Source organism: Comamonas odontotermitis (genome assembly GCF_014207855.1).
GTDB lineage: Bacteria > Pseudomonadota > Gammaproteobacteria > Burkholderiales > Burkholderiaceae_C > Comamonas > Comamonas odontotermitis_A.
Window position 1 is genome coordinate 179,355 of sequence record NZ_JACHKZ010000001.1, and the last position, 25,210, is coordinate 204,564.

General features: G+C 64.3%; 23 protein-coding genes. All 23 read right to left on the bottom strand.

Going from position 1 to position 25,210, the window contains the following annotated elements:
- Position 1: 1 nt before the first annotated feature.
- The 23 genes from HNP33_RS00815 to HNP33_RS00925 all read right to left on the bottom strand — a co-directional run bounded on the left by HNP33_RS00815 (position 2) and on the right by HNP33_RS00925 (position 25,161).
- The gene (locus HNP33_RS00815) at positions 2-961 is read right to left on the bottom strand and encodes a PDR/VanB family oxidoreductase (protein WP_184704269.1); all 960 of its coding nucleotides are present in this window, start codon (positions 959-961) and stop codon (positions 2-4) included.
- The gene (locus tag HNP33_RS00820; protein WP_184704271.1) at positions 958-1,983 is read right to left on the bottom strand and encodes an aromatic ring-hydroxylating oxygenase subunit alpha; all 1,026 of its coding nucleotides are present in this window, start codon (positions 1,981-1,983) and stop codon (positions 958-960) included. The genes HNP33_RS00815 and HNP33_RS00820 overlap by 4 nt, the downstream gene beginning before the upstream one ends.
- A 19-nt stretch (positions 1,984-2,002) precedes the next feature.
- Entirely contained in the window at positions 2,003-2,224 is a 222-nt protein-coding gene (locus HNP33_RS00825; protein ID WP_184704273.1) for a recombinase-like helix-turn-helix domain-containing protein, read from the bottom strand.
- Between the two features lie 24 nt (positions 2,225-2,248).
- On the bottom strand, positions 2,249-3,223 hold the full coding sequence (locus HNP33_RS00830; RefSeq protein WP_184704275.1) for a Bug family tripartite tricarboxylate transporter substrate binding protein: 975 nt from the start codon (positions 3,221-3,223) through the stop codon (positions 2,249-2,251).
- A gap of 49 nt (positions 3,224-3,272) precedes the next feature.
- Positions 3,273-4,265 carry a Bug family tripartite tricarboxylate transporter substrate binding protein gene (locus HNP33_RS00835; protein ID WP_233464189.1) on the bottom strand — a complete coding sequence of 331 codons (993 nt, stop codon included), beginning with the start codon at positions 4,263-4,265 and terminating at the stop codon, positions 3,273-3,275.
- A 26-nt stretch (positions 4,266-4,291) separates the two neighbouring features.
- The gene (locus HNP33_RS00840; RefSeq protein WP_184704277.1) at positions 4,292-5,254 is read right to left on the bottom strand and encodes a VOC family protein; all 963 of its coding nucleotides are present in this window, start codon (positions 5,252-5,254) and stop codon (positions 4,292-4,294) included.
- Positions 5,255-5,424: 170 nt separating this feature from the next.
- Positions 5,425-6,900, bottom strand: coding sequence for an aldehyde dehydrogenase (locus tag HNP33_RS00845; protein WP_184704279.1), 1,476 nt, complete (start codon positions 6,898-6,900; stop codon positions 5,425-5,427).
- A gap of 18 nt (positions 6,901-6,918) precedes the next feature.
- Positions 6,919-7,716 carry an aspartate dehydrogenase gene (locus HNP33_RS00850; RefSeq protein WP_184704282.1) on the bottom strand — a complete coding sequence of 266 codons (798 nt, stop codon included), beginning with the start codon at positions 7,714-7,716 and terminating at the stop codon, positions 6,919-6,921.
- 40 nt (positions 7,717-7,756) lie between these two features.
- The gene (locus HNP33_RS00855) at positions 7,757-9,451 is read right to left on the bottom strand and encodes a thiamine pyrophosphate-binding protein (RefSeq protein WP_184704284.1); all 1,695 of its coding nucleotides are present in this window, start codon (positions 9,449-9,451) and stop codon (positions 7,757-7,759) included.
- 157 nt (positions 9,452-9,608) lie between these two features.
- Positions 9,609-10,415: an SDR family oxidoreductase gene (locus tag HNP33_RS00860; RefSeq protein ID WP_184704285.1), complete on the bottom strand. Its 807-nt coding sequence runs from the start codon at positions 10,413-10,415 to the stop codon at positions 9,609-9,611.
- A gap of 13 nt (positions 10,416-10,428) precedes the next feature.
- Entirely contained in the window at positions 10,429-11,265 is an 837-nt protein-coding gene (locus HNP33_RS00865; RefSeq protein WP_184704287.1) for an IclR family transcriptional regulator, read from the bottom strand.
- A 15-nt stretch (positions 11,266-11,280) separates the two neighbouring features.
- The gene (locus HNP33_RS00870) at positions 11,281-12,159 is read right to left on the bottom strand and encodes an alpha/beta fold hydrolase (protein WP_184704288.1); all 879 of its coding nucleotides are present in this window, start codon (positions 12,157-12,159) and stop codon (positions 11,281-11,283) included.
- Between the two features lie 18 nt (positions 12,160-12,177).
- Complete coding sequence (locus HNP33_RS00875) at positions 12,178-12,708, bottom strand: cupin domain-containing protein (RefSeq protein ID WP_184704290.1); 531 nt, start codon at positions 12,706-12,708, stop codon at positions 12,178-12,180.
- Between the two features lie 16 nt (positions 12,709-12,724).
- A complete protein-coding gene (locus HNP33_RS00880; protein ID WP_184704292.1) occupies positions 12,725-13,501 on the bottom strand; it encodes an SDR family oxidoreductase in 777 nt (258 codons plus the stop codon).
- Between the two features lie 246 nt (positions 13,502-13,747).
- Positions 13,748-14,959 (bottom strand): MFS transporter, encoded by a 1,212-nt coding sequence (locus HNP33_RS00885; RefSeq protein WP_184704294.1) that lies wholly within the window; start codon positions 14,957-14,959, stop codon positions 13,748-13,750.
- An 88-nt stretch (positions 14,960-15,047) separates the two neighbouring features.
- A complete protein-coding gene (locus tag HNP33_RS00890) occupies positions 15,048-15,806 on the bottom strand; it encodes a 5'-methylthioadenosine/adenosylhomocysteine nucleosidase (RefSeq protein ID WP_184704295.1) in 759 nt (252 codons plus the stop codon).
- Between the two features lie 87 nt (positions 15,807-15,893).
- Positions 15,894-17,582 (bottom strand): AMP-binding protein, encoded by a 1,689-nt coding sequence (locus HNP33_RS00895; RefSeq protein ID WP_184704297.1) that lies wholly within the window; start codon positions 17,580-17,582, stop codon positions 15,894-15,896.
- A 180-nt stretch (positions 17,583-17,762) separates the two neighbouring features.
- Entirely contained in the window at positions 17,763-18,602 is an 840-nt protein-coding gene (locus HNP33_RS00900) for a hypothetical protein (RefSeq protein ID WP_184704299.1), read from the bottom strand.
- A gap of 187 nt (positions 18,603-18,789) precedes the next feature.
- Positions 18,790-20,037, bottom strand: coding sequence for a M48 family metallopeptidase (locus tag HNP33_RS00905; RefSeq protein ID WP_184704301.1), 1,248 nt, complete (start codon positions 20,035-20,037; stop codon positions 18,790-18,792).
- A gap of 89 nt (positions 20,038-20,126) precedes the next feature.
- Positions 20,127-21,527, bottom strand: a complete 1,401-nt coding sequence (gorA, locus tag HNP33_RS00910) for a glutathione-disulfide reductase (protein WP_184704303.1) — start codon at positions 21,525-21,527, stop codon at positions 20,127-20,129.
- Between the two features lie 257 nt (positions 21,528-21,784).
- Positions 21,785-22,849 (bottom strand): class II fructose-bisphosphate aldolase, encoded by a 1,065-nt coding sequence (gene fba / locus HNP33_RS00915; RefSeq protein WP_184704305.1) that lies wholly within the window; start codon positions 22,847-22,849, stop codon positions 21,785-21,787.
- 246 nt (positions 22,850-23,095) lie between these two features.
- Positions 23,096-24,463: a histidine kinase dimerization/phospho-acceptor domain-containing protein gene (locus HNP33_RS00920; protein WP_184704307.1), complete on the bottom strand. Its 1,368-nt coding sequence runs from the start codon at positions 24,461-24,463 to the stop codon at positions 23,096-23,098.
- Entirely contained in the window at positions 24,460-25,161 is a 702-nt protein-coding gene (locus HNP33_RS00925) for a response regulator transcription factor (RefSeq protein ID WP_184704309.1), read from the bottom strand. Before HNP33_RS00925 ends, HNP33_RS00920 begins: the two co-directional genes overlap by 4 nt.
- Between the last annotated feature and the right edge of the window lie 49 nt (positions 25,162-25,210).

Genomic DNA, 25,210 nt, shown 5'->3' on the forward strand with positions numbered 1-25,210 from the left:
GTTAAAGATCCAGTACCAGCGTCTCGCTCTTGCACCCGGAGACGCAGACCATCATCACCTTGTTGCTCGCCTTCTCCTTGGGGCTGAGCACCGAGTCGCGGTGATCGGGAACGCCTGCGAGCACGCGTGTCTCACAGGAGCCGCAGACGCCTTCGCAGCAGCTGTGGTCGACATCGACGCCAGCCTCCAGCAAAGTGTCCAGCAGTGATTTCTCGGGCGTGATCGCAATGAAGCGGCCACTGCGCTTGAGCTCCACCGTGTAGTTGGCGAGGGCATCGGTCGCTGCCTTGACCTCCACCGGTGTGAAACGCTCGATGTGAGCGTTGGCGTGCCCCAGCTCGCCGCAGAACTTCTCGAAAGCATCGAGCATTGGCGTCGGGCCGCAGGCATAGTGGTGCAGGCCCGCATCGGGCGTGCGCTGCGCCAGCAGGCCTCGCAGATCAGGCGGGCCGCCTGCCTCGGCATCGAAATGCAGATGCAGCGGCATGCCCAGGGCCTGCAGCTCGGCGAGAAAGGCCGCGCTCTTGCGCTCGCGCGCAAAATACAGCATCTCGAACGAGCGGCCCAGGCTCTGGAGCCTGCGCGCCATGCACAGCATGGGCGTGATGCCGATGCCGCCAGCCACCAGCACCGAATGCGCAGCGCCCTCGTCGAGGGCGAAATGGTTGCGCGGCTCGGAAATGGTGATGGGCAGCCCCACGCGCAGCGATTCATGCACGCAGCGCGATCCGCCACGGCTGGCGCGGTCGCGCAGCACGCCCACCACATAGCGGTGGCGCTCGCTGCTGTCGTTGGACAGCGAGTAGCTGCGCACCAACCCGTTGGGCAAGTGCAGGTCGATGTGCGAGCCCGCTGTGAAAGCCGGAAACTCACCGCCATCCACCGGGCGCAGCTCTACGCTGATGGTGTCCTGGGCCTCGAAGCGCAACGTGTGCACGAAGGCCTGCAAGCTGTTGCTCATGGTGCGGCGCTTTCCTCAAGCTGCTCCTGTGCAAGGCTGCGCAGGCGTCGGCGCAGGCGCACCAGACCAATATCGTGCTGGTACAGGTTTTCACGCTCGTTGGCGTCAAACTCCATCTGCTCCATCATCACGCGGTCTTGCTCCAGCACCGCCCAATGGCGGGCCTCCAGGCGGTTGCGGTACAGAAAGCGCCAGGTATCGCGCATCCAGCCCTGCACCCGGCGGCACCGCCAGAAGAACACCGCGCACAGCTCGGGGCTGATGGGCGTGACGCAGCCGATGATGGCAAAGTTGCCGCCAGGCCCGCCGGTCTTGGGATACGGAATTTCCAGACGCATCCAGTGCATGTCGGTCTCGCCCCACTCGGTCCAGTCGAAGTTCACGCCGCGCTGGCCTGCCTTCTCGAAGACGAAGCCCGTGTCGGTATCGCGCACCTGGAACGTGGCCTTGCTGTCGCCTTCGGACATGGAATGCGACTGCTTGTGCAGGAAGGTGCCGTGCATCGGATCCATGACGTTGTCGATGGCATAGCGGTAATCCGCGCGCCATTCGGCATAGCACAGAAAGCTCGAATACTCGGGCGAGGTCAGCTCCTCTGGCATGGAGAACGCAGGCGGCGCATCCACATGCTTGTCGCTGTTGAAGAGGAAGATGGCGCCGTGCGCTTCATGCACATGAAAATCCAGCGCGGCGCGCGAGCCTTCCAGCTTGCAGCCGGGACTGCCGGGCACCTTGGTCACCGTGCCATCGCAGCGCACTTCCACACCGTGGTAGGGGCATGCCAGCCGGTCGCCCAGGATCACCCCTTGCGACAGCGGCGCACCCCGGTGCGGGCAATGGTCTTCCAGCGCATGCACCTGGCCTGCGGCGTCGCGCCACAGCGCGATCTTGTAGCCAAAGCGGCGCAGCGAGATGGGCTTTTCCTGCACGAAATCAGACGGGCAGACGGGGTACCACAGGTTGCTCAGGCCTTTGGTGAGCAAGCGGTCCACGGGATCGATGGCGATGGTTTGTACGTTCATGGAGTGCTCCTTTCCTGCTTCAATGGCCCAGGCGCGCCATCAGGGCGCCAAAGCTCTGCTCCGTCCAGGCTTCGCCGTTCTCTCCGGCGGGGCCACTTCGGTTGATGTAGGCCACCAGCTCGGGCAGCGTCTGCACCCCTTCGCCAAAGGCGCGCTCGATCGCATCGCCCAGCAGGTCTTCAAACAGGGTTGCAGGGCGCTGGCGTGCCTGGTGCGGTTCAAGGTATCGGTCAACAGCCATGGTGGGGTCTCCTTCTAAAACGGTTCACTCGGCCTGAATGCCAAGGTCTTTGATGAGCTTGCCAAAGCGCTCGTAGTCGGCCGCATTGGTTTTCTCAAGCCGGGCCGCATCGCCGCCGGCAGGCAGTGCGCCGAAGGTGGCCATCTTGGTCGCCACTTCCGGCATCTTCAGGATTTCGTTGAGGTGGGTGTTCAGCAGCTTCACGGTCTCGGCAGACATGCCCTTGGGGCCAAAGAGGCCTTGCCAGGCGGTCATTTCCACGTTCTTGACGCCCAGCTCGGCCAGTGTGGGCACGTTGGGCGCGAGCGGGCTGCGCTGGGCGTCGGCCACAGCCAGCACATTCGCCTTGGTGCCAGCGTAGGGAGCAATCGGCCCCCAGGTCATGAAAGTAGCGGGTACATGGCCACCGATCAGGTCGTTGACAGCGGGCGCCACGCCCTTGTAGGGCACATGCGCGAGCTTGACGCCTGCAGCCTTGTTGAACATTTCACCAAGAATGTGCATGGGCGAACCGCTGCCGGGGCTGGCATAGGTCAGCTCGCTCTTGCGGGCCTGGGTGGTCAGACCTGCCAGATCCTTGATGCCCGAAGCCTGGCTGGTGGCGACGAACAGCGGCTGCACGCTGGTCTGCACCACAGGCACGAAGCCACGCAACACGTCATAGCTCGACGCCGCCGAAGTCTTGAGCACGAACTGCGCGATCGAGAAGGTACTGGGCGCCAGCAGCAGCGTATAGCCATCGGGCGCGGCCTTGGCCACATGCACCGTGCCGATGGTGCCGCTGGCGCCGGGGCGGTTCTCCACCACCACGGGCTGGCCGAGCCGCTGCGAAAGCTTGTCGGCATACAGGCGTGCCATGGCATCGGTGTCACCGCCGGCCGGATAGGCCACAACGATGGTGATGGGCTTGTTCGGGTAGGCCTGGGCCATGGCGCTGCCGGCGAAGGCAGTGGCCAGCAGGGCAACGGCCAGGCAAATCTGGCGGCGAGAGGTTTTCATGGTGGGCTCTTGTGGTGGTGGGTGGTTGGTTTAGCGGGCTGCCTGCCGTCTATTGCGCCTCGATCCCGCGGCTTTTGATGATGGGCGCCCAAGCCGCCGTCTCCGTGCGGATCAGGTCACCGAATTTCTGCCCTTCCACGATCCAGACGCTGAGGCCCTGCTTTTGCAGCTGCGCCTTGCTTGCCGGGTCGTTGAAGATCTGTGCGATGTCGTGCTGCAGCTGGGCCAGCACGGGTGCCGGTGTGCCCTTGGGCGCCATCACGCCGTACCAGGACGACAGCGCCACGCCCTTGACGCCAGCCTCTGCCAGCGTGGGCACATGTGGCAACTCGGGTGTGCGCTGCGCGTCGGTAACAGCCAGCGCACGCAGCTTGCCCGACTGGATGTGCGGCAGCAGCGTTGGCAGGTTGCCGATGATCATCGGCACGGTGCCCCCCATCACATCGTTCAGACCTTGGGGCGTGCCTTTGTAGGCCACGTGCAGAAAATCCGCACCCGCCTGCTGGCCGAACAGCTCGCCTGCCAGGTGCAGGCTGCTGCCCACCCCGGGCGATGCATAGCTCACGGTGCCGGGCTTGCTCTTGGCCAGCGCGATAAGCTCTGCGATGTTCTTCGCTGGCACAGCCGGGTTCACCGCAATCACGTTGGCGGTGCGCGCGAGCGAGGCCACCGGCACGAAGTCCCCTTCCACGCTGTAGTGCAGCTTGGGCATCAGCGTAGGGTTGATCGTGAGGTTGCCCTGCGGCACCACCAGCAGCGTATGGCCATCGGCCTTGGCGCGCCGGGCCGCCTCGATGCCGATATTGCCGTTGGCGCCGGTGCGGTTGTCCACGATGGAGGCTTGCTTGTACTGTGCGGCAAGACCATTCGAGAGCATGCGCGCCAGCGTGTCGACTGGCCCTCCGGGAGGAAACGGCGCAATGATGGTGAACTGCCCCGCCGCCAGCGCCTGATGGGCATCCTGCGTCTGCGCACGGGCAGCAGGCAGTGCAGCGGCTGCGGCCAGTGTCAGCAGCGTGGGGATGAGCATGCGTCGTTGCATCGCGTTGAACTCCGTATCGGATGGGATCAGTGGCGCTTGTCGGTCAGAAACTTGCCGTCGGCACCGCCCACGCCCTTTTGGCGCCGGGTATTGCCGTCAAGGCCGCCATCAATCGCCCATTCGGCAAACACCGTAGGGCCTGGCTCAAACTCGCGCGGCTGCCAGTCGGCCGTCAGCTGGTCCTCATCAGCGTAGTACTCCACCAGCGCACCAGCCGGGTTCTTGAAGTACCAGAAATAGGCCGACGACACCGGATGACGCCCCGGGCCCAGCTGGGTATCCCAACCGCAGCGCGAGATGTGCATGCCGCCGCCAAAGACCTCGTGGATGTCGCGTACGGTGAAGGCCACATGGTTCAGGCCAGCGTGCTTATCGGGGCGCTGCAGCAGAAAAATGTCGTGGTGACCGCCGTCGGGTGCGGTGCGCAGGAAGGCGCCGCGCTCGGGGTAGCGGTCCGAGGCCGCAAAGCCGAAATTGTCCACATAGAAGCGCTCGCAGGCCTGAACGTCCTTGACGAAGAACACCACATGGCCGACCTCGATGGGTTGGGCACGCTCGTAGGCCGGGCTCGCCTGGTCAATGCGACCTTTGCGGCTCCAGGTGTTGTACTCAGCGCTCTGCACCTCCACATCACGCTTTTTCGTCACTTGCAGGCGCACAGCCAGGCCATTGGGATCGGTGCAGCCGATGCGCGCACCCTGCTTCACAAAGCCCGGCAGCTGTGCGATACGGCTTTCGTAGAGCGCAAGATCGGCAGCACTCTCCACGCCCCAGACCACCTCGCGCAGCGTGGGGCCTGTTTCGATGGCCGGTGGCAGATCAGGGTGGTCGGTGGCGGCCACGATGACGCGGCAGCCATTCAGGGTCTCGAACACCAGCCGATCGGCCTGCTCTGTCACCAGATTCAGCCCCCAGTCGATGAAGAACTGGCGGCAGGCCGCCAGATCGCCTGCGCCGTAGCTGATTTCGTCAATGCCCAGTACGCTCATAAAAAATCCTTTCTTCACCCGATCACGCGCCACGCGCTGCCCACATCGCCTGCAACCGGCGCGGCCCATCGGCGGACGCCAAGCAAGGGCCGCCCCGCAGCGAAGGTGTCGTCCCCCTCCCGCGCAGCGAGAGAGGGAAAGGCGCGAAGCGACTCAGGGGGTGTTGCATCTCAATTGGCCCAGGCCAGGGGTGATTCGTTCAGGCCCCAGTACAGGCTCTTTTGCTCCATGTACTGCTGGATGCCCATGCGGCCCTTCTCGCGGCCCAGGCCGCTGTCGCGCCAGCCGCCAAACGGTGTGGAGATGGAGAATTGCTTATAGGTGTTGATCCACACGGTGCCGGCCTGCACCGCGCGGCCGATGCGCCATGCGGCCTTGTAGTCGCGCGTCCAGATACCGGCGGCCAGCGCGTAGACGCTGTCGTTGGCCTGCTCCAGCAGCGATTCCTCGTTGTCAAAAGGCATGGCCACGAGCACGGGGCCGAAAATTTCCTGCTGGCAGATCTGCCAGTCGTTCTGCACGCCTTCGAGGATGGTGGGACGGTAGTAGTAGCCGCGCTCGTACAGTGCGCCCTCGGGGCGATGACCACCAGTGCGCAACTGCCCGCCTTCGGACAGGCCCAGCTGCACATAGCTTTCGATGGATTCGCGGTGCTTGGCGGTGATCAGCGGGCCCATCTGGGTGCGCTCATCGGCCGGGTCACCCACACGCAGCTGAGCGGCCTTGGCCGTGAGGCGCTCCATGAAGTTGCCATAGAGCTTGCGTGCCACGAACAGGCGCGAGCCCGCTATGCACGATTCGCCCGACGAGCTGAAGATGCCGTAGAGCACACCGTTGACGGCATGGTCGAGGTCGGCGTCTTCCAGCACCATGGTGGCCGATTTTCCGCCCAGCTCCAGCGAGACGGGCATCATCTTGTCGGCCGCGATGCGGGCGATGTGCTTGCCGGTGGAGGTGCCGCCAGTGAACGACACGCGCTTGACCAGTGGATGCTTGGTGATGGCATCGCCAATCACCGAGCCACGGCCGGGCAGCACGCTGACGATACCTTTCGGAACACCGGCTTCTTCACAGATCTTGGCCAGCTCAAGCGCCAGCAGTGGCGTGGCTTCGGCGGGCTTGACGACCACGGCGTTACCAGCCGCCAGCGCGGGGGCTAGCTTTTGCGCTTCGCTCGCAATAGGCGAATTCCACGGGGTGATGGCAGCGACCACGCCCATGGGCTCGTAGACGCTCATGGTCATGAAATCGCCACGGGGCGGCGTGATCGCCTCTTCCATGGTTTCGCAGGCAGCGGCGAAATACTGGAAGGTACCGGCGGCGCTGGCCACCAGGGCGCGCGTTTCGTTGATGGGCTTGCCGTTGTCGAGGCGCTGCAACTGGGCCAACGGCTCGGCGCGCTCGCGGATCAGCTGCGCCACGCGATGCAGCACAGCGGCGCGCTCGTGCGGCTTCTTCTGTGCCCAGCCACTGGTACGGAATGCGTGGTCGGCCTTCTGGATGGCCTCTTCCACATCCTGCAGACTGGGCGCGCGCAGGCGGCCCACCACCTCACCGGTGGCCGGATACAGCGTGGCAGATTCGTCGCCACCGCCCAGGCGCCATTCGCCGCCGATGTTGATGGGGAGCAGTTCAAGATTCGACATGATGAAACTCTTTCGTTGTCAGATCACCAGAGGTGCCACCTTGCCGCGCAACGCGCGCACCGCGCTGAACACGGTCAGGGCCGAGGTCTTGGGGTTGGCTGCCAGCGGCTGGTTGCGCATGGTCAGCTCGAAGCTGCCAAAGGCGCCTGCGGCTTCAACCTGGTGCAGGTTCTCGCGCACCGCCGGGTCGGCAATCAGGCGCACGGTGGTACGGTCCAGGCCCAGGCCGGCCAGCGACACGGTGGCGGCCACATTGGCGTTCTTCGGAAACTGCGCGGCCGCCTCCCGGGCCGTGCCTTCGAAAATCACCGTCTCGTTCGCCAATGCATCCAGATCGCGCCCCTGCTCAGCCGGTGTGCCCTTCCAGGCATGTGGCGGCTTGCGACCGGTGTAGCGCACGGTGGAGAGGCCGCCGATGCGGGCTGCAGCCAAGGCATCAATGCCGCCAATGGCGCCAGCAATCAGTTGCACCTGCGTGCGGCCTTCGCGGGCAGCAGCCTCCAGTTGCTCAGGCAGGCCAGCTGCAGACAGCGCGCCCACCGATGCCACGATGCAGGGCACGCCTCGGCGCAGTGCAGGCAGCACATGCTGTTCGATGGCAGCGTGACCTGCTGCTTCCACCACCAGATCAATGCCATCTGCCGGCACGGCCTGTACAACCTGCGCACCCGGCGCCAGGCGCTGGGCCACGGCACGCGCGGCCTCGGCGCCTTCAGCTGGCACCACGACCGCAGCGATCTGCAGGCCGACATCGTCCTTCACCAGTTCCAGCAAGGCGGTGCCAATGGCGCCGCAACCGATCAGAGCAATCTGCATGGTGTGGGTCCTTCCAGGTTTTATCCGGTCTTGTCAGGTCTTACTGGGTCTTGGTGGCCGGAATCTGGTCCAGCTTGTTCACCGGAGGGCCGGAGAATGCGGTCTTGAAACTGCCAATGGAGCGCATGTCGATCTCCAGCAGGAAAGGCCCTTTTTTGCTCCATGCAGACTCCAGCACAGCTGGCAGCTCATCGAAGTTCTGCACCCGGGCATGGGGCAGGTGGATCGAAGCGCACAGCTGCGCATAGTCAGGCGTGTGCAGCTCCACATAGCAGCGGCGGCCGCCATAGGAGGCATCCTGGATGTTCTGGATCACGCCGTAGCGCTGGTCGTTCATCAGCACGATCAGCGTGTCGCACTCTTCCTGCACCAGCGTGGCAAGCTCACCCAGGTTCAGGATGAAACCACCATCGCCCGCCAGGCCCAGCGTTTTGCGGCCCGAGCCGCTTTGCGCCGCGCCGATGGCCGCGCCAATGGCCATGGGCATACCCATGCCAATGCCGCCGCCCGTGGCGTGCACACCAGCGTTGGGCTCGAAAAACCGCAGCTCGCGGTTGCCCCAGGTGCTGTTGGAGACAGTCACGTCACGCACCCAGTTGAAGTTGCGACCCACCACCTGCTGCAGCTGTTGCACCAAAGTGCTGTAGGGGCCCAGGCCATCGCGCATGGTGGCCACAACTTCATCGTGCACTTGGCGCAGATCGGCCAGCAGCTCGGGATCGGCCCGGTAGCCGCGCGCTTCCAGCCGATCAGCCAGACCGTTCAGCGCCAGGGCCGAGTCGCCGCAGACAAAGCCATCGTCGATGTAGCAGCGGCCTTGCTGGGCAGCGTCCACATCAATGCGCAGCAGCGGGCGCGGCAGCTGGAGCTCGTACTTCAGCGTCTCGTTGCTGCGCAGGCGCGTACCCACGGCCAGCATGGCGTCGCAGCGTTGGTAGAAGGCTTCGACAGGTTTTTGGATGTTGTAGGCGCCCAGCGAGGCCGGATCGTCTTCAGGCACAATGCCGCGGCCCTGGCCCGTGCTGACAATGCCAAAGCCCAGGGCTTTGAGGCGCCGCACGGCAGCACCGGCATGGCGCGCACCGCCGCCCAGCCACAGCAGCGGGCGTCGGGCCTTGGCCAGCGTGTCTGCCAGCGCGTCCAGTGCCGCTTCGTTGGGTGCCAGAACAGCCACCGGCAAAGGCGACCAGTCGGAGGGCATGTCGATCACGCTTTGCTGGATGTCGATGGGTATTTCGACGCTCACCGGGCCCGTGGGCGCGGTCATCGCAGCCTGTACCGCGGCCTTCAAGGTGGACAGGCAGGTTTCGGCGCTGCGCACCCGAAATGCGGCTTTGGAGACGGCGCCCAGCATGGTGAGCTGGTCGGGCGCCTCGTGGATATAGGACAGCTTCTGGTCGAGGTACTGGGTCTCGATCTGGCCGGTGATATGCAGCAGCGGAGTGCCTGCGGTGTAGGCCTCCACCAGGCTGCCTGCGATGTTGCCTGCTGCCGGGCCGGTGCTGGTGATGCATACGCCCAGGCTGGAAGTGGAGCGGGCACAGGCGTCCGCCATGTTGCCAGCGCCCGCCTCGCCGCGCGCCATCACAAATCGCACCTTGCCGCGCGCGAACATCGCGTCAAGGATCGGCATGTTGTGGATGGAAATCACCCCGAAGGCAGCCTTCACGCCGCAGTGCTCAAGAAATTCGGCAACGGCGGCGCCGACAGTGATTTGTGGTGCGGTAGATGTCATGGTCTTGTCAGATCCGTATTAGTGATAGCAGGCGCTGCGCATGCCACCGGCGCAGTTCATCGGCGGGACGCCAAGCAAGGGCCGCTCCGCAGCGAGGGCGTCGTCTCCCTCCCGCGAAGCGAGAGAGGGGGAAGCGGCGTCAGCCGCACAGGGGGTGTTACACATGTCTGGAAAGACCTCCGGACACATCGATATGGCTGCCCGTCGTGTACGACGACAGGGGGCTGGCAAGAAAGGTGATGGCCTGCGCGGCCTCACGGGGCAGGCCCAGGCGTGCCAGCGGAATGGATTTCTTGGTGGCGAGCGCACCGGTCCAGGCGGCCCAGTCCTGCGACTTGTCTTCGCGCGCCTCGAAGCGGCGGCGCCATTGGCCCGACTCGATCAGACCCACCAGGATGCCGTTGACGCGCACGCCCTGCGGCGCAAATTCGGTGGCCATGGAACGCACCAGGTTCTTGAGACCAGCGCGCGCAGCCGAGGTGGCCACCATGTGCGGCTCGGGTTGGGATGCCAGCAGCGAATTCACGCAGACGATGGCGGCATCGCGCCCTTGGGCGGATTGCTGCAACTGGGGCAGAAAGGCCCGCGTGGGATGGATGACGGAGAAGAATTTCAGGTGCAGTTCCTGGCTCCAGGCTTCGTCGGAGGTATCGGCAAAGGTCGACACACGGCCCTGGCCTGCGTTGTTGATCAGAATGCTTGCTGTGCCCAGCACCTGCTGCGCCTGGGTGGCGAAGCGTTGCACGTCTTCTGCATTCAGCACGTCGCAGACGGCAGCCAGCAGACGGGCCTTGGGGTGGCGCTCGCGCAGGGCAGCTTCGGCAGTGCGCAGGCGCTCCTCGTTGCGCCCGCAGAAGGCCACGGTAGCGCCCTGCTCCAGCAGCAGCTCCACTGTCGCCAGGCCAATACCGGACGATCCGCCAGTGACCACCGCCACCACATCCTTGATCTGGAAAGCACTCATTTGCAATATTCCTTCAATGTCCCGGCATGGACAGAACCCGGGCACCGGCTTGTGCCTCACGGCGGTAGTTCAGCAGGCCCGAGAGCTCATCGGCTGCTGCACATACACGCTCGGCGACGCCTGCTGCCTTGGCCTGACCCGCATGCGGTGACGGAATCGTGGAGCCCAGCGCAGCCACGATGCGACCGCTGTGGTCACGCACGGGCGCCGCGACGGTGGAGATCGAGGTTTCGTAAAAGCCCTCACCGAAGACGTAGCCGCGCTCGCGGTCGACCTCGATCAGGTTGAACAGGTCGAGCGCGGTTCTGGGGGTGTTCGGCGAGAACGCTTCCAGATGCTCTTCCGGGTAGAGCGCGCGCAGTTCCGCCAATGAAAAGTCCAGGAGCAGCACACGGCCGAAAACCGTGCCGTGCGCCGCCAGCCGGGTGCCTACGTGCACGGCGCTGGCCAGAGGCCGCGGCGGCGTGACCTTGGCGACGTAGACAATCGAGCGGTTGTCTCGCACCACGATATTGCAGGGGTAGCTGATTTCGTCGCACAAGCGGGCGATGACAGGCTGGCCCAGCTCCGTCAGCTCCAGGGACGACAGGTACTCGAAGCCCAGGCGCAGCACGGCCATGCCGAGACGGTATTCGGTGCCGCCGTCGATGCGCTCCAGAAAGCCCATGCCTTCTAGCGTGTTGAGCATGCGGAACACCGTGGCACGGGGCAGCTCCAGTCGGCGCGCCAGCTCCGGGGCGCCCAGGGTGCGGCTGTCGCGGCCAAACTCCTGCAGCAGGCGCAATCCGCGCTCCAGCGCTGGCACCACGTACTTTTCAGAGCCGGTTTCGGAAGGGTTGGTCTGTGTCATTGCTGTATTCCTGGTTCAAAGTAAGAAGGCTCTATCTTCGATCCATTCGGCCACCGCGCCGGGTTTTTCAACCGGACTGGCATGGCCTGCATCAGCGATGCTGGAAAAAGGCACCTGCCAGGCTCCGGCCCAGCGGCGGCAGGCTGCAGGGGTGGTGACCACATCGTGCTCGCCACAAGCAATGTGCACAGGCACGGGCAGCGGCGCATGCCTGCCCAGGTCGCTGTCGCACAGCATGTTCACGGCCTGGCGGTAGCCGCCATCGTGCATGCGCGATGTGCTCCAGCGCACCCACTCGCGCGCCAGTGCGTCCGCGCCAGGACTGAGCAGTCGCTGGTCGATGCGTTGCGCAAGGCCCGCCACGCCCAGCGTGTCGAGCGAGGCATTGCGCTCGCTGCGCACCTTTTCGCGGGCAGCTACATCGTGCGAGCCATAGCCGCCAGCAGGGCTGAGCAATAGCACGCCTGCCAGCGCCTGGGGTGCGTATTGCGCAGCGCAGGCCGCTGCCATCAACGCCCCCAGCGAATGGCCCACCAGCACCACTGGGCCCCGCACCTCTGCGGCCAGCCAGGCGCCCAGACGTGCGGCATAGTCGGTATCGTGCGGATGGGTCTGCGGCAGGGCTGTGCTCGCACCATAGCCGGGCGCATCCCAGGCCAGCACGCGCCAGTCAGGGCGTAGCGCCAATGCCACATCCAGCCACGAGGCCGCCGACGAGCTGATGCCATGCAGCAGCACTACGGTCTGCGCGGCAACACCGGCGGCCGGGCGCTCGCGCACAGCCAGCTGCACGCCATCGGGCAGCGCTACCGAGCGCTGCGCGAACTGCGATTCCAGCTGTTGCGCCTTGCGCATGAGCGCTTCGCTCCAGAGGGTGGCGGTGTCGGTCGTCATGGTGCAGGCCTTGCTGGATCAGCGCTTGATCTTGGCGAGCGGATGGTCGGCCGGGTAGGTCGGCGTGATCGGTTTCTTGGCGCCCAGCATCACGCACATCAGCGCGTCTTCGTCGCCAATGTTGATCTCTTCGCGGTACACACCCGGGGGCACCGAGATCACGTCGCGGTCGGTCATCACGGTCTCGAAGCGCTCGCCCTCGGGCGTGGTCAGCACCACCTTGAGCTTGCCGCGCATCAGGAAGAACACCTCTTCCACATCCACATGGATATGCGGCGGGCCTTCATTGCCAGCGGGGATCACCATCGTGGAGAAGGTGAAGTGCTCGGAGGGGATGGTGTTGCTGTCGGAGGCAACACCGGTGCCGCCAGTGCCGATGTAGCGCATCTGGCCACGGCGGTATTTGGGGTCGAAGTCGGCCTGGAACTTCAGCGCGTCGAAATCGTACTTGCGGGTGGAGAAGCGCGCGATGCGCGTCTCCATCCAGTCCTTGAGGCTTGCGCCTGCGGGACGATCCCAGGTGGGGGGAATATTCTGCTGTTCGCTCATGGTTCGCTCCTTGCGGTTAATTCATGACAAAGCCGCCGTTGACGGCAAGAACCTGGCCCGTGACGAAGCGCGCCCCGTCCGACATGGCGTAGACCACAGCGCCCGCCACGTCCTCGGGCATCTGCTCACGCTGCAGTGCGCGTTGGTCGATGTAGAGCCGGTGGCGCGCCTCGGGCACGTACTGCGTGGCCTCCACCAGCACCAGGCCCGGCGCCACGGCGTTGACGGTGATGCCGTCGGCGCCCATCTCGCGCGCCATGGCATGCGTCATCGCAATCACGGCGCCCTTGCTGGCCACGTAGGCCATCAGGTTGGGCGCGCCCCACAACGCGGTGTCAGAGGCCAGATGCACAACAGCGCCACGGCCGCTTTCACGCAACGCGGGGCGGCAGGCGCGGGTCATCAGCCAGGTGCCGCGCACATTCACATCCATTACCTGGTCCCACTTGGCCAGTTCAATGTCGTCCATGCCCTTGCCGCCGGAATCGGTCACTGCCGCGTTGTTGACCAGGCCGTCCAGCCCGCCCAGTTCGCGCACCGCCTGCTCCGCGCATTGCTGCACCGAAGCTGGATCGGAGACATCGACGCGAATGCCAATGGCAGAAAAGCCACGCCCCTGCAGCGCAGCCACCGATTGCGGCAGCAGGTCTGCACGCAGATCGGCCAGCGCCACATGGGCGCCGTGCTCGCACAAGGCCTGTGCAAAAGCAAAGCCCAGGCCACGCGCGGCACCGGTCACCAGAATGCGACGGCCTTGCAACTGGCCAATTTGCGGCATGGGTGTGAGGTTCATGATTCGTTTCACCTAAGAAACAATGATTAATTCCTGAAACAACGCAAGTGTAGCGATCACTCCAGGGGGGTAATTCAGAGGGGAAACCCTAGGAAATGGGCTCAATGGAGCGGAAAATGACGCGGAGCCTGGCCTCGTCGAATGCGGTAATGGCGATAGAAATCAGCCCGCAGACCGCACTGCGTATGCGCGATCCGCTATCGAATCAGGGTGATATGTCCGGGGCGCGCTGCCACCGGTCACCCATCAGGCCTGTTTGGGGCGAAGACACCACAGTGCCGTGGCAGCGGTGCTGGCAGCGGCCACCAGCACCCACAGCGCGCCCAGGTGCCAGCGCTCCAGCGCAAGGCCAAAGAGGAAAGGCGCGCTGGCTTGCGCCATGCGTGCCGGCACCATCAGCAGGCCTTGTCGCTGCCCGTAGCCCTGCGCGCCGAACATGGCGAGCGGCAGGGTGCCGATGACCACCGTCATGATGCCGTTGCCCAGACCGAAGGCCACGGCATAGCCCCAGCCGCCAGCAGCTCCAAACCCCACCAGCACCAAGGCTGCCAGCGGGTAGCCCATGACCGCGATCCGCGCCGACCACAGCGGGTGCGCGCGGCGCAGGAATGCATAGTCGGCAATGCGGCCCGCCACCTGCGCAGGCCCCACCAGCGCCGCAGCCGCGACGGCAGCCGTGGCGGTGGCGCCGCTCACGGCCAGCAGGCGCGGCAGGTGCGACATCATGGAAGTGCCGATGAACCACACGGAGGCAAATGTCAGCGCCAGCAGCGCGAGCGTGCCCAACTGGCCGCGCAGGGCCACCACTGGCGGCGGGCCGGAGGCCCTGGTAGCGTCATCCAACGCAGGCGCGGGCTCTATCGCCTGCCGGGGTTGGGCGCGCGGCAGCGTGGCATGCAGCGGCAACAGCACCAGCAACTGCACGCAGGCCCAGACCAGGCAGGCATCGCGCCACCCTACGGACTGCAACAGCCAGGTAGTGATGGGCCAGCTCACGGTGCTGGCAAAGCCGCCGAACAAGGTGATGCCCACAATCACACCGCGCGCTTCCTTACCGTAGAGGCGCACGGCAGTGGCAAACGCAGCCTCGTACAAGCCGGCACCCATGGCCAGCCCCAGCAGCAGCCAGGCGGCAAACAACTGGCCCGCCGTCTGCACACGGGACAGCAGCACCAGGCCCAAGGCGAACAGCAGATTGGTCGCCATCAGCACCGGGCGCCCGCCCCAGCGGTCGATGAGCCGACCCGCTACCGGGCCGGTAAAGGCCATCACCAGCAGCGCCAGCGAAAACGCGGCAAACACACGGGATGCCGGCACGCCTAGACTCCCGCCCATCGCGCCCGCCAGGATGGCCGGCAGGTAGAACGCTGAACCCCACGACAGCATCTGCCCCACGCCGAGCTTGCAGGTGGTCAGCACCGGCCGCTCAGCACCGGGATTGGGCGAAAAAAGGGACATTGTCGGCATAGGCGCGCATCAAACCAGCCCGCTATTTTGCCGGGCATGGCCGCCGTGCACAGTCACCCTCGCTACCGGCTGCATGCGTTCAGGCTGCAGGCAGATCCTGCAGAAGACTGCCGATGATGTGCTGGGCGTAGCGGCTCGATACGGTGCTGATGAAGCGTGGAAAATCCATATGCGCACTGTCGTCGGCGCGGTCGGAGATGCTGCGCATGGCAGCAAACGGCACAGCATGATCGGCGCAGACCTGGGCCACTGCGGCGCCTTCCATCTCCACCGCCATGGCGTGCAGCCCTGCGGCGTGCAAGCTGCTTTGCAGAACACGCACTTCGGCAGCACTGCTGACAAAGCGGTCGCCGCTGACGATCAGGCCCTGGTGCATGCGCGGGGCGGGCAGCCCCAGCTCGGCAGTCCACGCCGCGGCCTCTTCCTCCACGCAGCGCTGCACAGCACGGGCCAGTTGTGCGCTCCATGCCGCATCGCAATCAAAACGCGCTCTGCCATAACCCGGAGCCTCGTAGCGCGGGAAGATCGGCGAGGCGTCCATGTCATGCTGCGCATAGCTGCTGGCCACGACCACGTCGCCCACCTGCACGCCCTCGCCCAGACCGCCGGCCACGCCGGTAAATACGATGGCCCGCACGCCAAAGCGCTCCATCAAGGTGGCAGCGGTGCTGGCAGCAGCCACCTTGCCAATGCCCGAGAGCGCCAGCACCACGGCGTGGCCATGCAGCTTGCCGCACGTGTAGCGGCGGCTGGCATGGTCGGTGATGGACAGCTCGGTCAACAGGTTGGCAATGCCTGCTTGCTCCTGCGGCAGGGCGCTGAGAATGGCGATGGTCACGTCTGAAGTACGCAAAAACAAAGCGGAGATTGTCGCCGCAATCTCCGCTTTGCCAACCGCCTTGGCTTTTAGAACGTTTTCACGCGCTCACGCCTTGGGGGTCTCATCGCGCAGTTCGCGGCGCAGTATCTTGCCCACAGGGGTCTTGGGCAGGGCATCCCGAAAATCGATGTACTTGGGCCGCTTGTAGCCTGTCAGACGCTCGGCGCAGAAGGCGCGCAGTTGCGCTTCGGTCAGGTCTGGCGACTTGCGCACCACCACCAGCTTGATGGCCTCGCCCGTCTTTTCGTCCGGCACGCCTACCACCGCGCATTCAGCCACGCCAGGGCAGGCAGCTGCCACATCTTCCACCTCGTTCGGGTAGACGTTGAAGCCGCTCACCAGCACCATGTCCTTCTTGCGGTCCACGATGCGGAACATGCCATCGGCCTCCATGATGCCGATATCACCGCTGCGAAAGAACCCGTCCTCGGTCATGGCCTTGGCCGTCTCGTCCGGGCGCTGCCAGTACCCGGCCATCACCTGCGGGCCGCGAATGCAGACTTCACCTCGCTCGCCCTGGGCTACCGGATGGCCCAGATCGTCCAGAATCGCCAGATCGGTGCCCGGCATCGGGTAACCGATGGAGCCCGATGATTCCTTGCCAGTGCCAACGATGTTGCAGCTGGCCACGGGGCTGGTTTCCGACAGGCCGTAGCCCTCGACAATCGGCTGGCCGGTGCGCTGCAGCCAGCGCTCTGCCACAGCATGCTGCACGGCGGCGCCGCCACCCACCACCACGCGCAAGTTCTTCCAGTTCACCTTGTCGAAATCGGGGTGGTTCATCAGGCCGTTGAACAAGGTGTTGACGGCGGGCAAGGTGTGAAATTCATACTTGCCCAGCTCGCCCAGCACCGCCTTCATGTCGCGCGGGTTGGGGATGAGCAGCACCTGGTGGCCCAGGCGCATCGACAGCAGAAAACAGACCGTGAACGCGAAGATATGGTAGAGCGGCAGTGCGCAGACGCACAGCGGCTGCTCGCCTGCCGGAATGGTCTTGAGCGCCGGCCCGTACCAGGCCTGCACCTGCATGACGTTGGAGCCCAGGTTGCGGTGCAGCAGCACGGCCCCTTTGGCCACGCCGGTGGTACCACCGGTGTACTGCAGCGCGGCGATGTCGTCCGCCCCCACATCCACGGGCGAGAACTGGTGGCGTTCGCCTTCGCGCAGCGCATCATTGAAGGCAATGCTGCGATCGATCTGGAACGGTGGTACCAGCTTCTTGCTGTGGCGCACCACCCAGTTGACGATATTGCCCTTGAGGAAACCCAGCATATCGCCCATGCTGCAGACAATGACCTTGTCGAGCTGGCGGTGGGCCGGGCAATTCTGCACCGTGGCGCCAAAATTCTCCAGCACGATCATCAGCTTGGCGCCGCTGTCCTTGAGCTGGTGGTCTAGCTCGGACGAGGTATAGAGTGGATTGACGTTGACCACCACCAGCCCGGCGCGCAGTACCGCCGCCACGGCCACCGCATATTGCGGCACATTGGGCATCATCAGCGCCACCCGGTCGCCCTTGGTCAGCGACAGCGTCTGCAGATAGGCCGCCAGTGCCGTGCTGCACTGGTCGAGCTGGCGGTAGCTGAAGGTCGCCCCCATGAAATGCAGTGCCGTGCGGTCTGCGTATTGGATGAATGCCTGGTTCAGCAATTGCACCAGGGTGGGGACATGGTCCCGGTCAATGTCCTTTGGCATTTCGGCCGGATAGGCCGCCAGCCAGGGGCGATCTGTCATGCACAAGTCTCCTGCGGATGCGGTTTGACCGCACCGTCTTTGATTGGTATCTGCGCTATTGTGCGGAGTTTGCGGCGCCTGCGGGTCTGGATATACCCTGAAACAGACGAAAAAAATGCCATGGTTTGTGCCATGGCATTTTTTCAAGCAGATGGGTCTTGCCCTTGCGCCTCAGCGGCGTTACGGCTTGACTGGCGCTTCGGCCTCAGGTGCAGGGGCATCCTTCTTGAACGTGTCCTTGCTGATCAGCACGTCCGAATCCACGGTCTTGGTTTCGTAATAAGGCTTGGTGTCGATGTCGTAGGGAAACGGGGGCACGTTCATCACCCCGTTGAGATAACCCGTGCTTTGCCGCACGGACAGCGCCAGCTCCTGCGACCAATCCACCAACGGACGGCCGGCAGCCAGAAAATCAACACTGTTGCGCGTTTGCGGACGCACAAGGCGATGGTCTGCCAGCACCTGCACCTCCACATAACCGCCATTGCTGGTGGTGTACTGGTAGGAGACATAGGACACCGGCCGGGCGAAGAACACACCAGCGGCCTCCAGGCGCGCAGCCATGGCCGGATCGTTCGCAGCCAGCCAATCCATGCTGTTGGCCGTGCGCTTGATGCGCAGGCAGTCCACACGGCCCACATTCAGGCCCTGGGTACGCTCCACCAGCACACCCTTCTGCTTGGGGCAGTCCTCGGTCCAGACGGTGTTGCGGTTGTCCAGGCTGTCCACGTTGGAGCGCACCGACATCACGCCCACCAGCTCGCCGAGCGTGGTGCGCATCTGCCAGAGCTTGGCCGTCAGGGGCTTGTTCTTGGAGAGGTCCTCGGGCAGCACGTTCAGGATTTCGCTGTCCGTGCCCCAGTACTTCCATTGCATATCGGGGTTGCTGTCGAGCGACACCTGGGTGCGCCCCACCTGCGCCGTGTTGGGGGACAGGGGTGCGCATGCAGTCAGCAGCGCAACAGCGGCGCTGCAGGCCAGCAGGACCAGCGAAGGGGAACGGGCAGCGGAAAAAGACATAGAACGGATCCAGAAGGCGGCGGCAGCCAAGGCACTGCCAAGCCCCGCATCATAGCAAGAGCGCCCTGAATTCTGACCGCCCCGCCCTGCGCGAATCTGGAGACATTGGCATGACATGTTTCCAGATGTATTCACTTCGCAACCACGCCTGCCCATTGCAGAAGCCACGCGCAGGCGGCAGCGGGTTTCAGTCCTCGCGGCAGGAATCAGGCAAGTAGCGCTCTGCCTTACCTTCCGCCACGCAGTGCCATTGCACCTTGCCGTCATCACCGACCGATGGCGTCATGCCCAAGCGGCCAAAGCGGGTGATGGCCGTGAGCGACATGTCACTGCTGTCATAGCTCAGACTGGCCGCCAGTTGCGCGGGCACCGCAGCCTCAGCCAGCGTATCGGGCACTTCTTCCTTTTGCTCGTAGTAGCGTGCGAGTGCATTGCGCGCCTGCTCGGCCTGGTTCCACTCCTTGCTGAAGGCTTCCTTGCCCTTTTTCTCCTGCATGCCCTGCATCAGCATGTCGGTGAGGCCCCCGCCTCCTGCGCCCCCCATGGTGCCCGCGCCTTTCATGGCCGGAACAGCAATGGCAGCCAGGATGCCAACAATGGCCACCACGATGATGATGCCTGCAAATGCACCGCCAGCACGCCCACCGTATGGAACGAACAACGCAAAAAGATAGCTGAACCAATTGCGGCCAGGCATCTTGGTGGTCGGGCTGATCATGCGCGCCACGCGCTTGGTGAGCCAGGGGTAGCCGCTCAGAAGCTCATGCAGATCAGGCAGAAAGCCGCGGTTCTTCATGGTCTGGCGCGCATACTGCACCAGATTGATGTTCTTCCACTTTTCAGCACCTGCAGCCAGCACCGATAGCGCGCGCGCCGCCGATTCGGGGTTGTCGCAGCAGGCACGGCCGTGCATGTCGCAGGTGTATTCCTGCGCACGCGAATATGCGGCGCCGATCAGCGGCAGCCACAGCACCGGCATGCGCCAGAAGTGGCCGGTCAAATGACCCTGCTTGATGTGGCCGAGTTCGTGGCCAAAGTAGAAATTGATGCCATCGGGCTGCTCGCGCATGGCGTCCAGCGTATCGGTGAGCACAATGACGAAGTTGCGGCCCAGAAAGCGCGTGGCAAATGCATTCATGATGCCATCGCCTTGCAGGATGTAGACCTCGGGCGGCTCCACCATGCCCAGCTTCTTGCAACACTGCAGGTACTGCAGGTACAGATCGGGAAACTGCTCGTCCGACAGCCGCACGCCGGTGCCGCGCAGCCAGGCAATCAAGCCCGATTGCGCAAACAGGTAGAAGATGAAGCCGAACAGCAGGTAGATCAACGCCGTGCCAAGCGTTGCGAGAATGATCACCAGCCAGGCGATCAACCCCAGCACCAGGGTGATCAGGCCCAGTGATTTCTCGCGCGGGTACACCAAGTCCCCCATATGTTTCTCCTTTGTAAAGATGCGCCATCATGCATCAAGTTACAAAAGGTAGAACAGGGCGATGCAGCAGCGTTGCACCGCAACAACTGTCAGGTTCGTGAAAGCTCACGCAAGGTCACCAGCTCCTCGGCCATGGTCGGATGAATGCCGATCGTCTGGTCAAACACCGCCTTGGTGGCGCCAGCCTTCATCGCCACAGCAAAGCCCTGGGCAATTTCACCCGCATCGGCCCCCACCACATGCAGGCCGACCACGCGGTCACTCGCATCATCGACCACCAGCTTGACCAGGCTGCGCTCGCTACTGCCCGACAAGGTGTGGCGCAGCGGCTTGAAATCGCTGCGGTAGACGCGAATCTTGCCGCAGCGCTCCCGCGCCTGTGCTTCCGACAGGCCCACCGTGCCGATTTGCGGGTGCGTGAACACCGCCGTGGGAATGTTGCCGTAATCCATCACCCGCGCTTGCTGGCCTGGCGTGGGGCCCAGCACATGGTCCACCCAGGCCATGGCCTCTGCCAGCGCCACGGGGGTGAGCTCCATCCGCCCCACCACATCGCCCAGGGCATGCACGCTCGGCAGGTTGGTGGTGAAATGTTCATTGACCACAATGGCACCATTCCTGGACTGTGCAATGCCCAGCGCCTCCAGCCCCAGTCCGGCCACATGGGGCTTGCGGCCCGTGGCGTACAGCACCTGGTCTGCGCGCAGCACGCTGCCGTCGTTCAAATGCACCACGCGCTCACCATCTGCGGCATCTGCGGTGATGCGCGCCACATCGGTGTTCACACGCACATCCACACCGGCCTTGCGCATTTCCTCAGCCACAAAGGCGCGCACCTCGTCGTCAAAACCGCGCAGAATCTGCTCTCCACGGTACAGCAAGGTGACCTCCACGCCCAGGCCGTGGAAGATGCTTGCCATTTCGCAGCCGATGTAGCCGCCGCCCACCACCACCATGCGGCGCGGCAGCACGGGCAGATCGAACACGTCGTCAGACACGATGGCCCATTCCCTGCCTTCCACATCCGGCAATGCAGGGGTGCCGCCGGTGGCGATCAGGATATGGGCCGCCGTGAGGCGCCGCACTTCAACACCCGCCTGGAGCACCACCACCGTATGCGCATCGGCCAGCTGGCCATGGCCGCTCAGCCGCTCCACCTGGGCACCGGTCATCAGCCCTTCGTAGATACCGTTGAGGCGGGTGATCTCCTTGGCGCGCGCGGCCTTGAGCTGCGCCCAGTCCAGCGCAATGCCATCGGGCACCTGCCAGCCGTAGCCTCGCGCTTCGGCAAAGGCGTCGTGGTAGCCCGCGGCGTAGCTGTAGAGTTTTTTCGGAATGCAACCCACATTGACACAGGTTCCGCCCATGGCGCCCGATTCGACCATCGCCACCCGGGCGCCGCGCTTGGCAGCCATGCGCGCAGCACGCACGCCGCCTGAGCCGCCTCCGATGACGATCACATCAAAATTCCATTCGTGCTGGGGCAGCATGGGGACACTCCTTGCGTTTTCGTATGACTGCCCCATTCTGGCAAAAGAGCGCGCCAATCCGCCCGCAAGCCTTGCAAAGCGCCTGCCGGTGCGGGGGCATCTCCGGTATACGGCCCCCTTGGACATCGGGTGCGCTGGAGAGCGAGCCGCACAGCCGCAAAGGCCATAAAAAAACCTGCAGCATGCTGCAGGTTTGGTGGCTCTCAAGGCCCTGGCGCTCATCACAGATGCGCCAGCAGCTATGAAAACAGCAGGATTTACTTGACCAGCTGGGCCAGCTCGCCACCGGCGTACTTCTTGGCCATCTGCTCCAGGCTGTAACCCTTGATCTTGGCGCCCTGGCCTTCGCAGCCAAACTCGATGTAACGGGTCTTGCACACCAGCTTGGCGGCTTCGCGGGCGGGCTTGAGCCATTCGCGGGCGTCGAACTTGTCGGGGTTCTCGGCCATGAATTTGCGCACGGCGCCGGTCATCGCCAGGCGGATGTCGGTATCGATGTTGATCTTGCGCACGCCGTACTTGATGGCTTCCTGGATTTCCTCGACGGGCACGCCGTAGGTTTCCTTCATCTTGCCGCCGTACTGGTTGATGATGGCCAGCAGCTCTTGGGGCACCGAAGAGGAGCCGTGCATTACCAGGTGGGTGTTGGGAATGCGGGCGTTGATTTCCTTGACGCGGGAGATCGCCAGGATGTCGCCCGTGGGCTTGCGCGAGAACTTGTAGGCGCCATGGCTGGTGCCGATGGCAATGGCCAGCGCATCGAGCTGCGTGGCCTTCACGAACACGGCAGCTTCCTCCGGGTCGGTCAGCATCTGGCTGTGGTCCAGCTTGCCCACGGCGCCAATGCCGTCTTCCTCGCCCGCATCACCGGTTTCCAGGTTACCCAGGCAGCCGAGCTCGCCTTCCACGGTGGCGCCTACCTTGTGCGCCATGGCGACGACCTTTTGGGTCACATCCACGTTGTAGTCAAAGGACGAAGGCGTCTTGCCGTCGCTCATCAGCGAGCCGTCCATCATCACCGAGCCAAAGCCCAGGTTCAGCGCGCCCTGGCAGATCTCGGGCGTGGTGCCGTGGTCCTGGTGCATCACCAGGGGGATGTGGGGGTACATCTCGGCCGCAGCCTGGATCAGGTGCTTGATGAAGGGCTCGCCAGCATACTTGCGGGCGCCAGCGCTGGCCTGCAGGATCACGGGCGCGCCGACTTCGTCAGCCGCCGACATCACGGCCTGAACCTGTTCGAGGTTGTTCACGTTGAAAGCGGGGATGCCATAGCCGTTTTCGGCAGCATGGTCCAGCATTTCGCGCATCGAGATCAAAGGCATGGTCGTCGGGTCCGTTCTAATACAAAGAAAAAGCGCCACAGCCGCTGCTGCAGCACCCTCGATTTATCTCATCACTGCCAGCACCGCCTCGCAAAACGCAGGGTTTGCGAAAAAGACAAATGGCCGGCAGGCAAGGCTCGGCGGCGTCTCAAGGCAATGTCAGCAACTCCAGGCGGCAGGCAACAGGCCCGTGAAAAGGCAAAAACAAGGCCGGTAACCGCTTGGTAACTGCCTATTTTAACAAGCTCAGACGGCCGGCATGGCTGGCATACCGAGGCGGTAGCAAGTGGTATAGGGCGCAGGGGCTGCCACCTGGCCAAAACTGCCATGGTGCAAAGCCATGATGCGCTGGGTGATTTCATGCCCCAAGTGCAGGCTGTCTACGGGCTCCGGGGCCGCGGCCTGCCCGGCGCGGCCGCCGTCGTCGCACACCTGCAGCCAGCAGCGGCCACCCTCGGGCGAGACGTCCAGGCCGCCCTGCACCTCGATCTGCGTTCCGGGCGGCGTATGGCGCAAGGCGTTTTCCACCAGATTGCGCAGCGCCACTTCCAGTAATACCGCATGGCCCCTCACCCACAGGGCATCGGGCATTTCCACCGCCAGACTACCGCCGTGCTGCCAGGCAGCCTGCGCGTACTCTGCCGCAACCGTCCGCGCCAGTTGGGCCACATCCACAGGCTGGGCCTGCTGTGTCAGCGCTACCCGGCTGCTGCGCGCCAGCGCGAGAATCTGGTTGAGCACATGGCCAGCACGCAGGGCATCGCTGCGGATGCGCTCCACCGCCTGCGCCTGCTGCGGCTGCGGCAGGCCGCCCTGCAAGGCCTGGGCGTGCAGGCTGATCGACGCGAGCGGCGTGCGCAGCTCGTGGGCCACTTCATTGGCAAGCTTGCGCTCGTGTTCCATGGCCTCGTCGTTGCGGTCGAGCAAGGTGTTGATGGAATAGGTGACCGCACGGAATTCCTGCCAGTCGTGGCCGGTGGACAGGCGCTGCCCCTGCTCGGGCTGCAGCTCTTCCACATCCTGGGACAGCTGGTGCAGCGGCTTGAGGCCTGCGCGTATCGTCAGCCCCAGCACCAGGGTGACCACCGGCAGCAGCCACAGGCCGGGCAGCACCATCTGGCCAGCAATGTCGTCCGCCAGATCATCGCGCTCCTGCAGGGCCACCATCACCGTCACCTTGCGGGTGTGCTCAGCGTTCCATTGGGTAAAGGTGCGCCACGACTGCTTTTTCTCGCCCAACTGCGCATCGAAGAAACCTTCGCGCTCATCAGCGAACTTCAGCCGGGGCGCGCTGCCCACATTGAGCAGCATATTGCCCTGGTCGTCCCACAGCTGCATGCTCATGGATTGCTGGTAATCGTGGGCGCGCAGGCCGGGCAGCGCCACTCGCGGCGTTGTCTTGCCCTGGGCAAAGGCGTCGGAGACCGGCAGGTTCAGCACCAGGGCCGCCACGCTGGCGAGATGGCCATCAGTCAACTCATCGGCCTCTTCCACGCCTGCCTGGTAGCCCCAGAACACGAAGCTGGCCCACACCACCACCAGCGCCCCCAGTATCCATACCTGCAGACGCGTCTGCAGGCGCGGCAGCCGCTGCGATGCGGCAGATGCATTCATGCCCCGGCATCCTGCGGCATGAAGTAGCCCACGCCGCGCATCGTCTGAATGTAGTCTGCGCCCAGTTTCTTGCGCAGGTGGTGGATGTGCACCTCGACCGCATTGCTCTCGATCGATGCATCAAAGCTGTAGAGCTTTTCTTCAAGTTGCTGGCGCGAAAGCACCCGGCCATGGGCCTGCAGCAAGATGAGCAAAATTGCGTAGGCGCGCGGCGACATCTCCACCAGCGCACCTTGGAGGCGCACCTGGTGCTGCGCCGGGTCGAGCACCATGTCGCGGTAATGGATCAGCGGGTTGGCGCGTCCGGCTGCGCGGCGCACCAAGGCCCGCAGGCGGGCTTGCAGTTCCTGGGCATCGAATGGCTTGGAGAGATAATCGTCCGCCCCCAGGTCCAACCCTTCGATACGGTCGTGGACGCCATCGCGCGCCGTCAGAATGATCACGGGCGTTGCCGGATCTGGCAGCGTCTTGGCCAGACCCGTGGGCGCAGGCGCGTTGCGCAGCCGCTGCAGAACGCTGGTGCCGTCACCGTCGGGCAACCCCAGATCCAGCAGCACCGCGTCAAAACCCTCCGTGGTCAGCGCCGTCCAGGCCGAAGCAATGGTGCTGCACCAGTCCACCGCATGGCCGCGTTGCTGCAGGTTGGCTTTGAGCCCTTCGGCAATGCCGGCATCGTCTTCAACCAGAAGTATTCGCATGCCAGCCATTGTGCATGAGGGCAACCCACTTCTACATTAAGAAATGCTT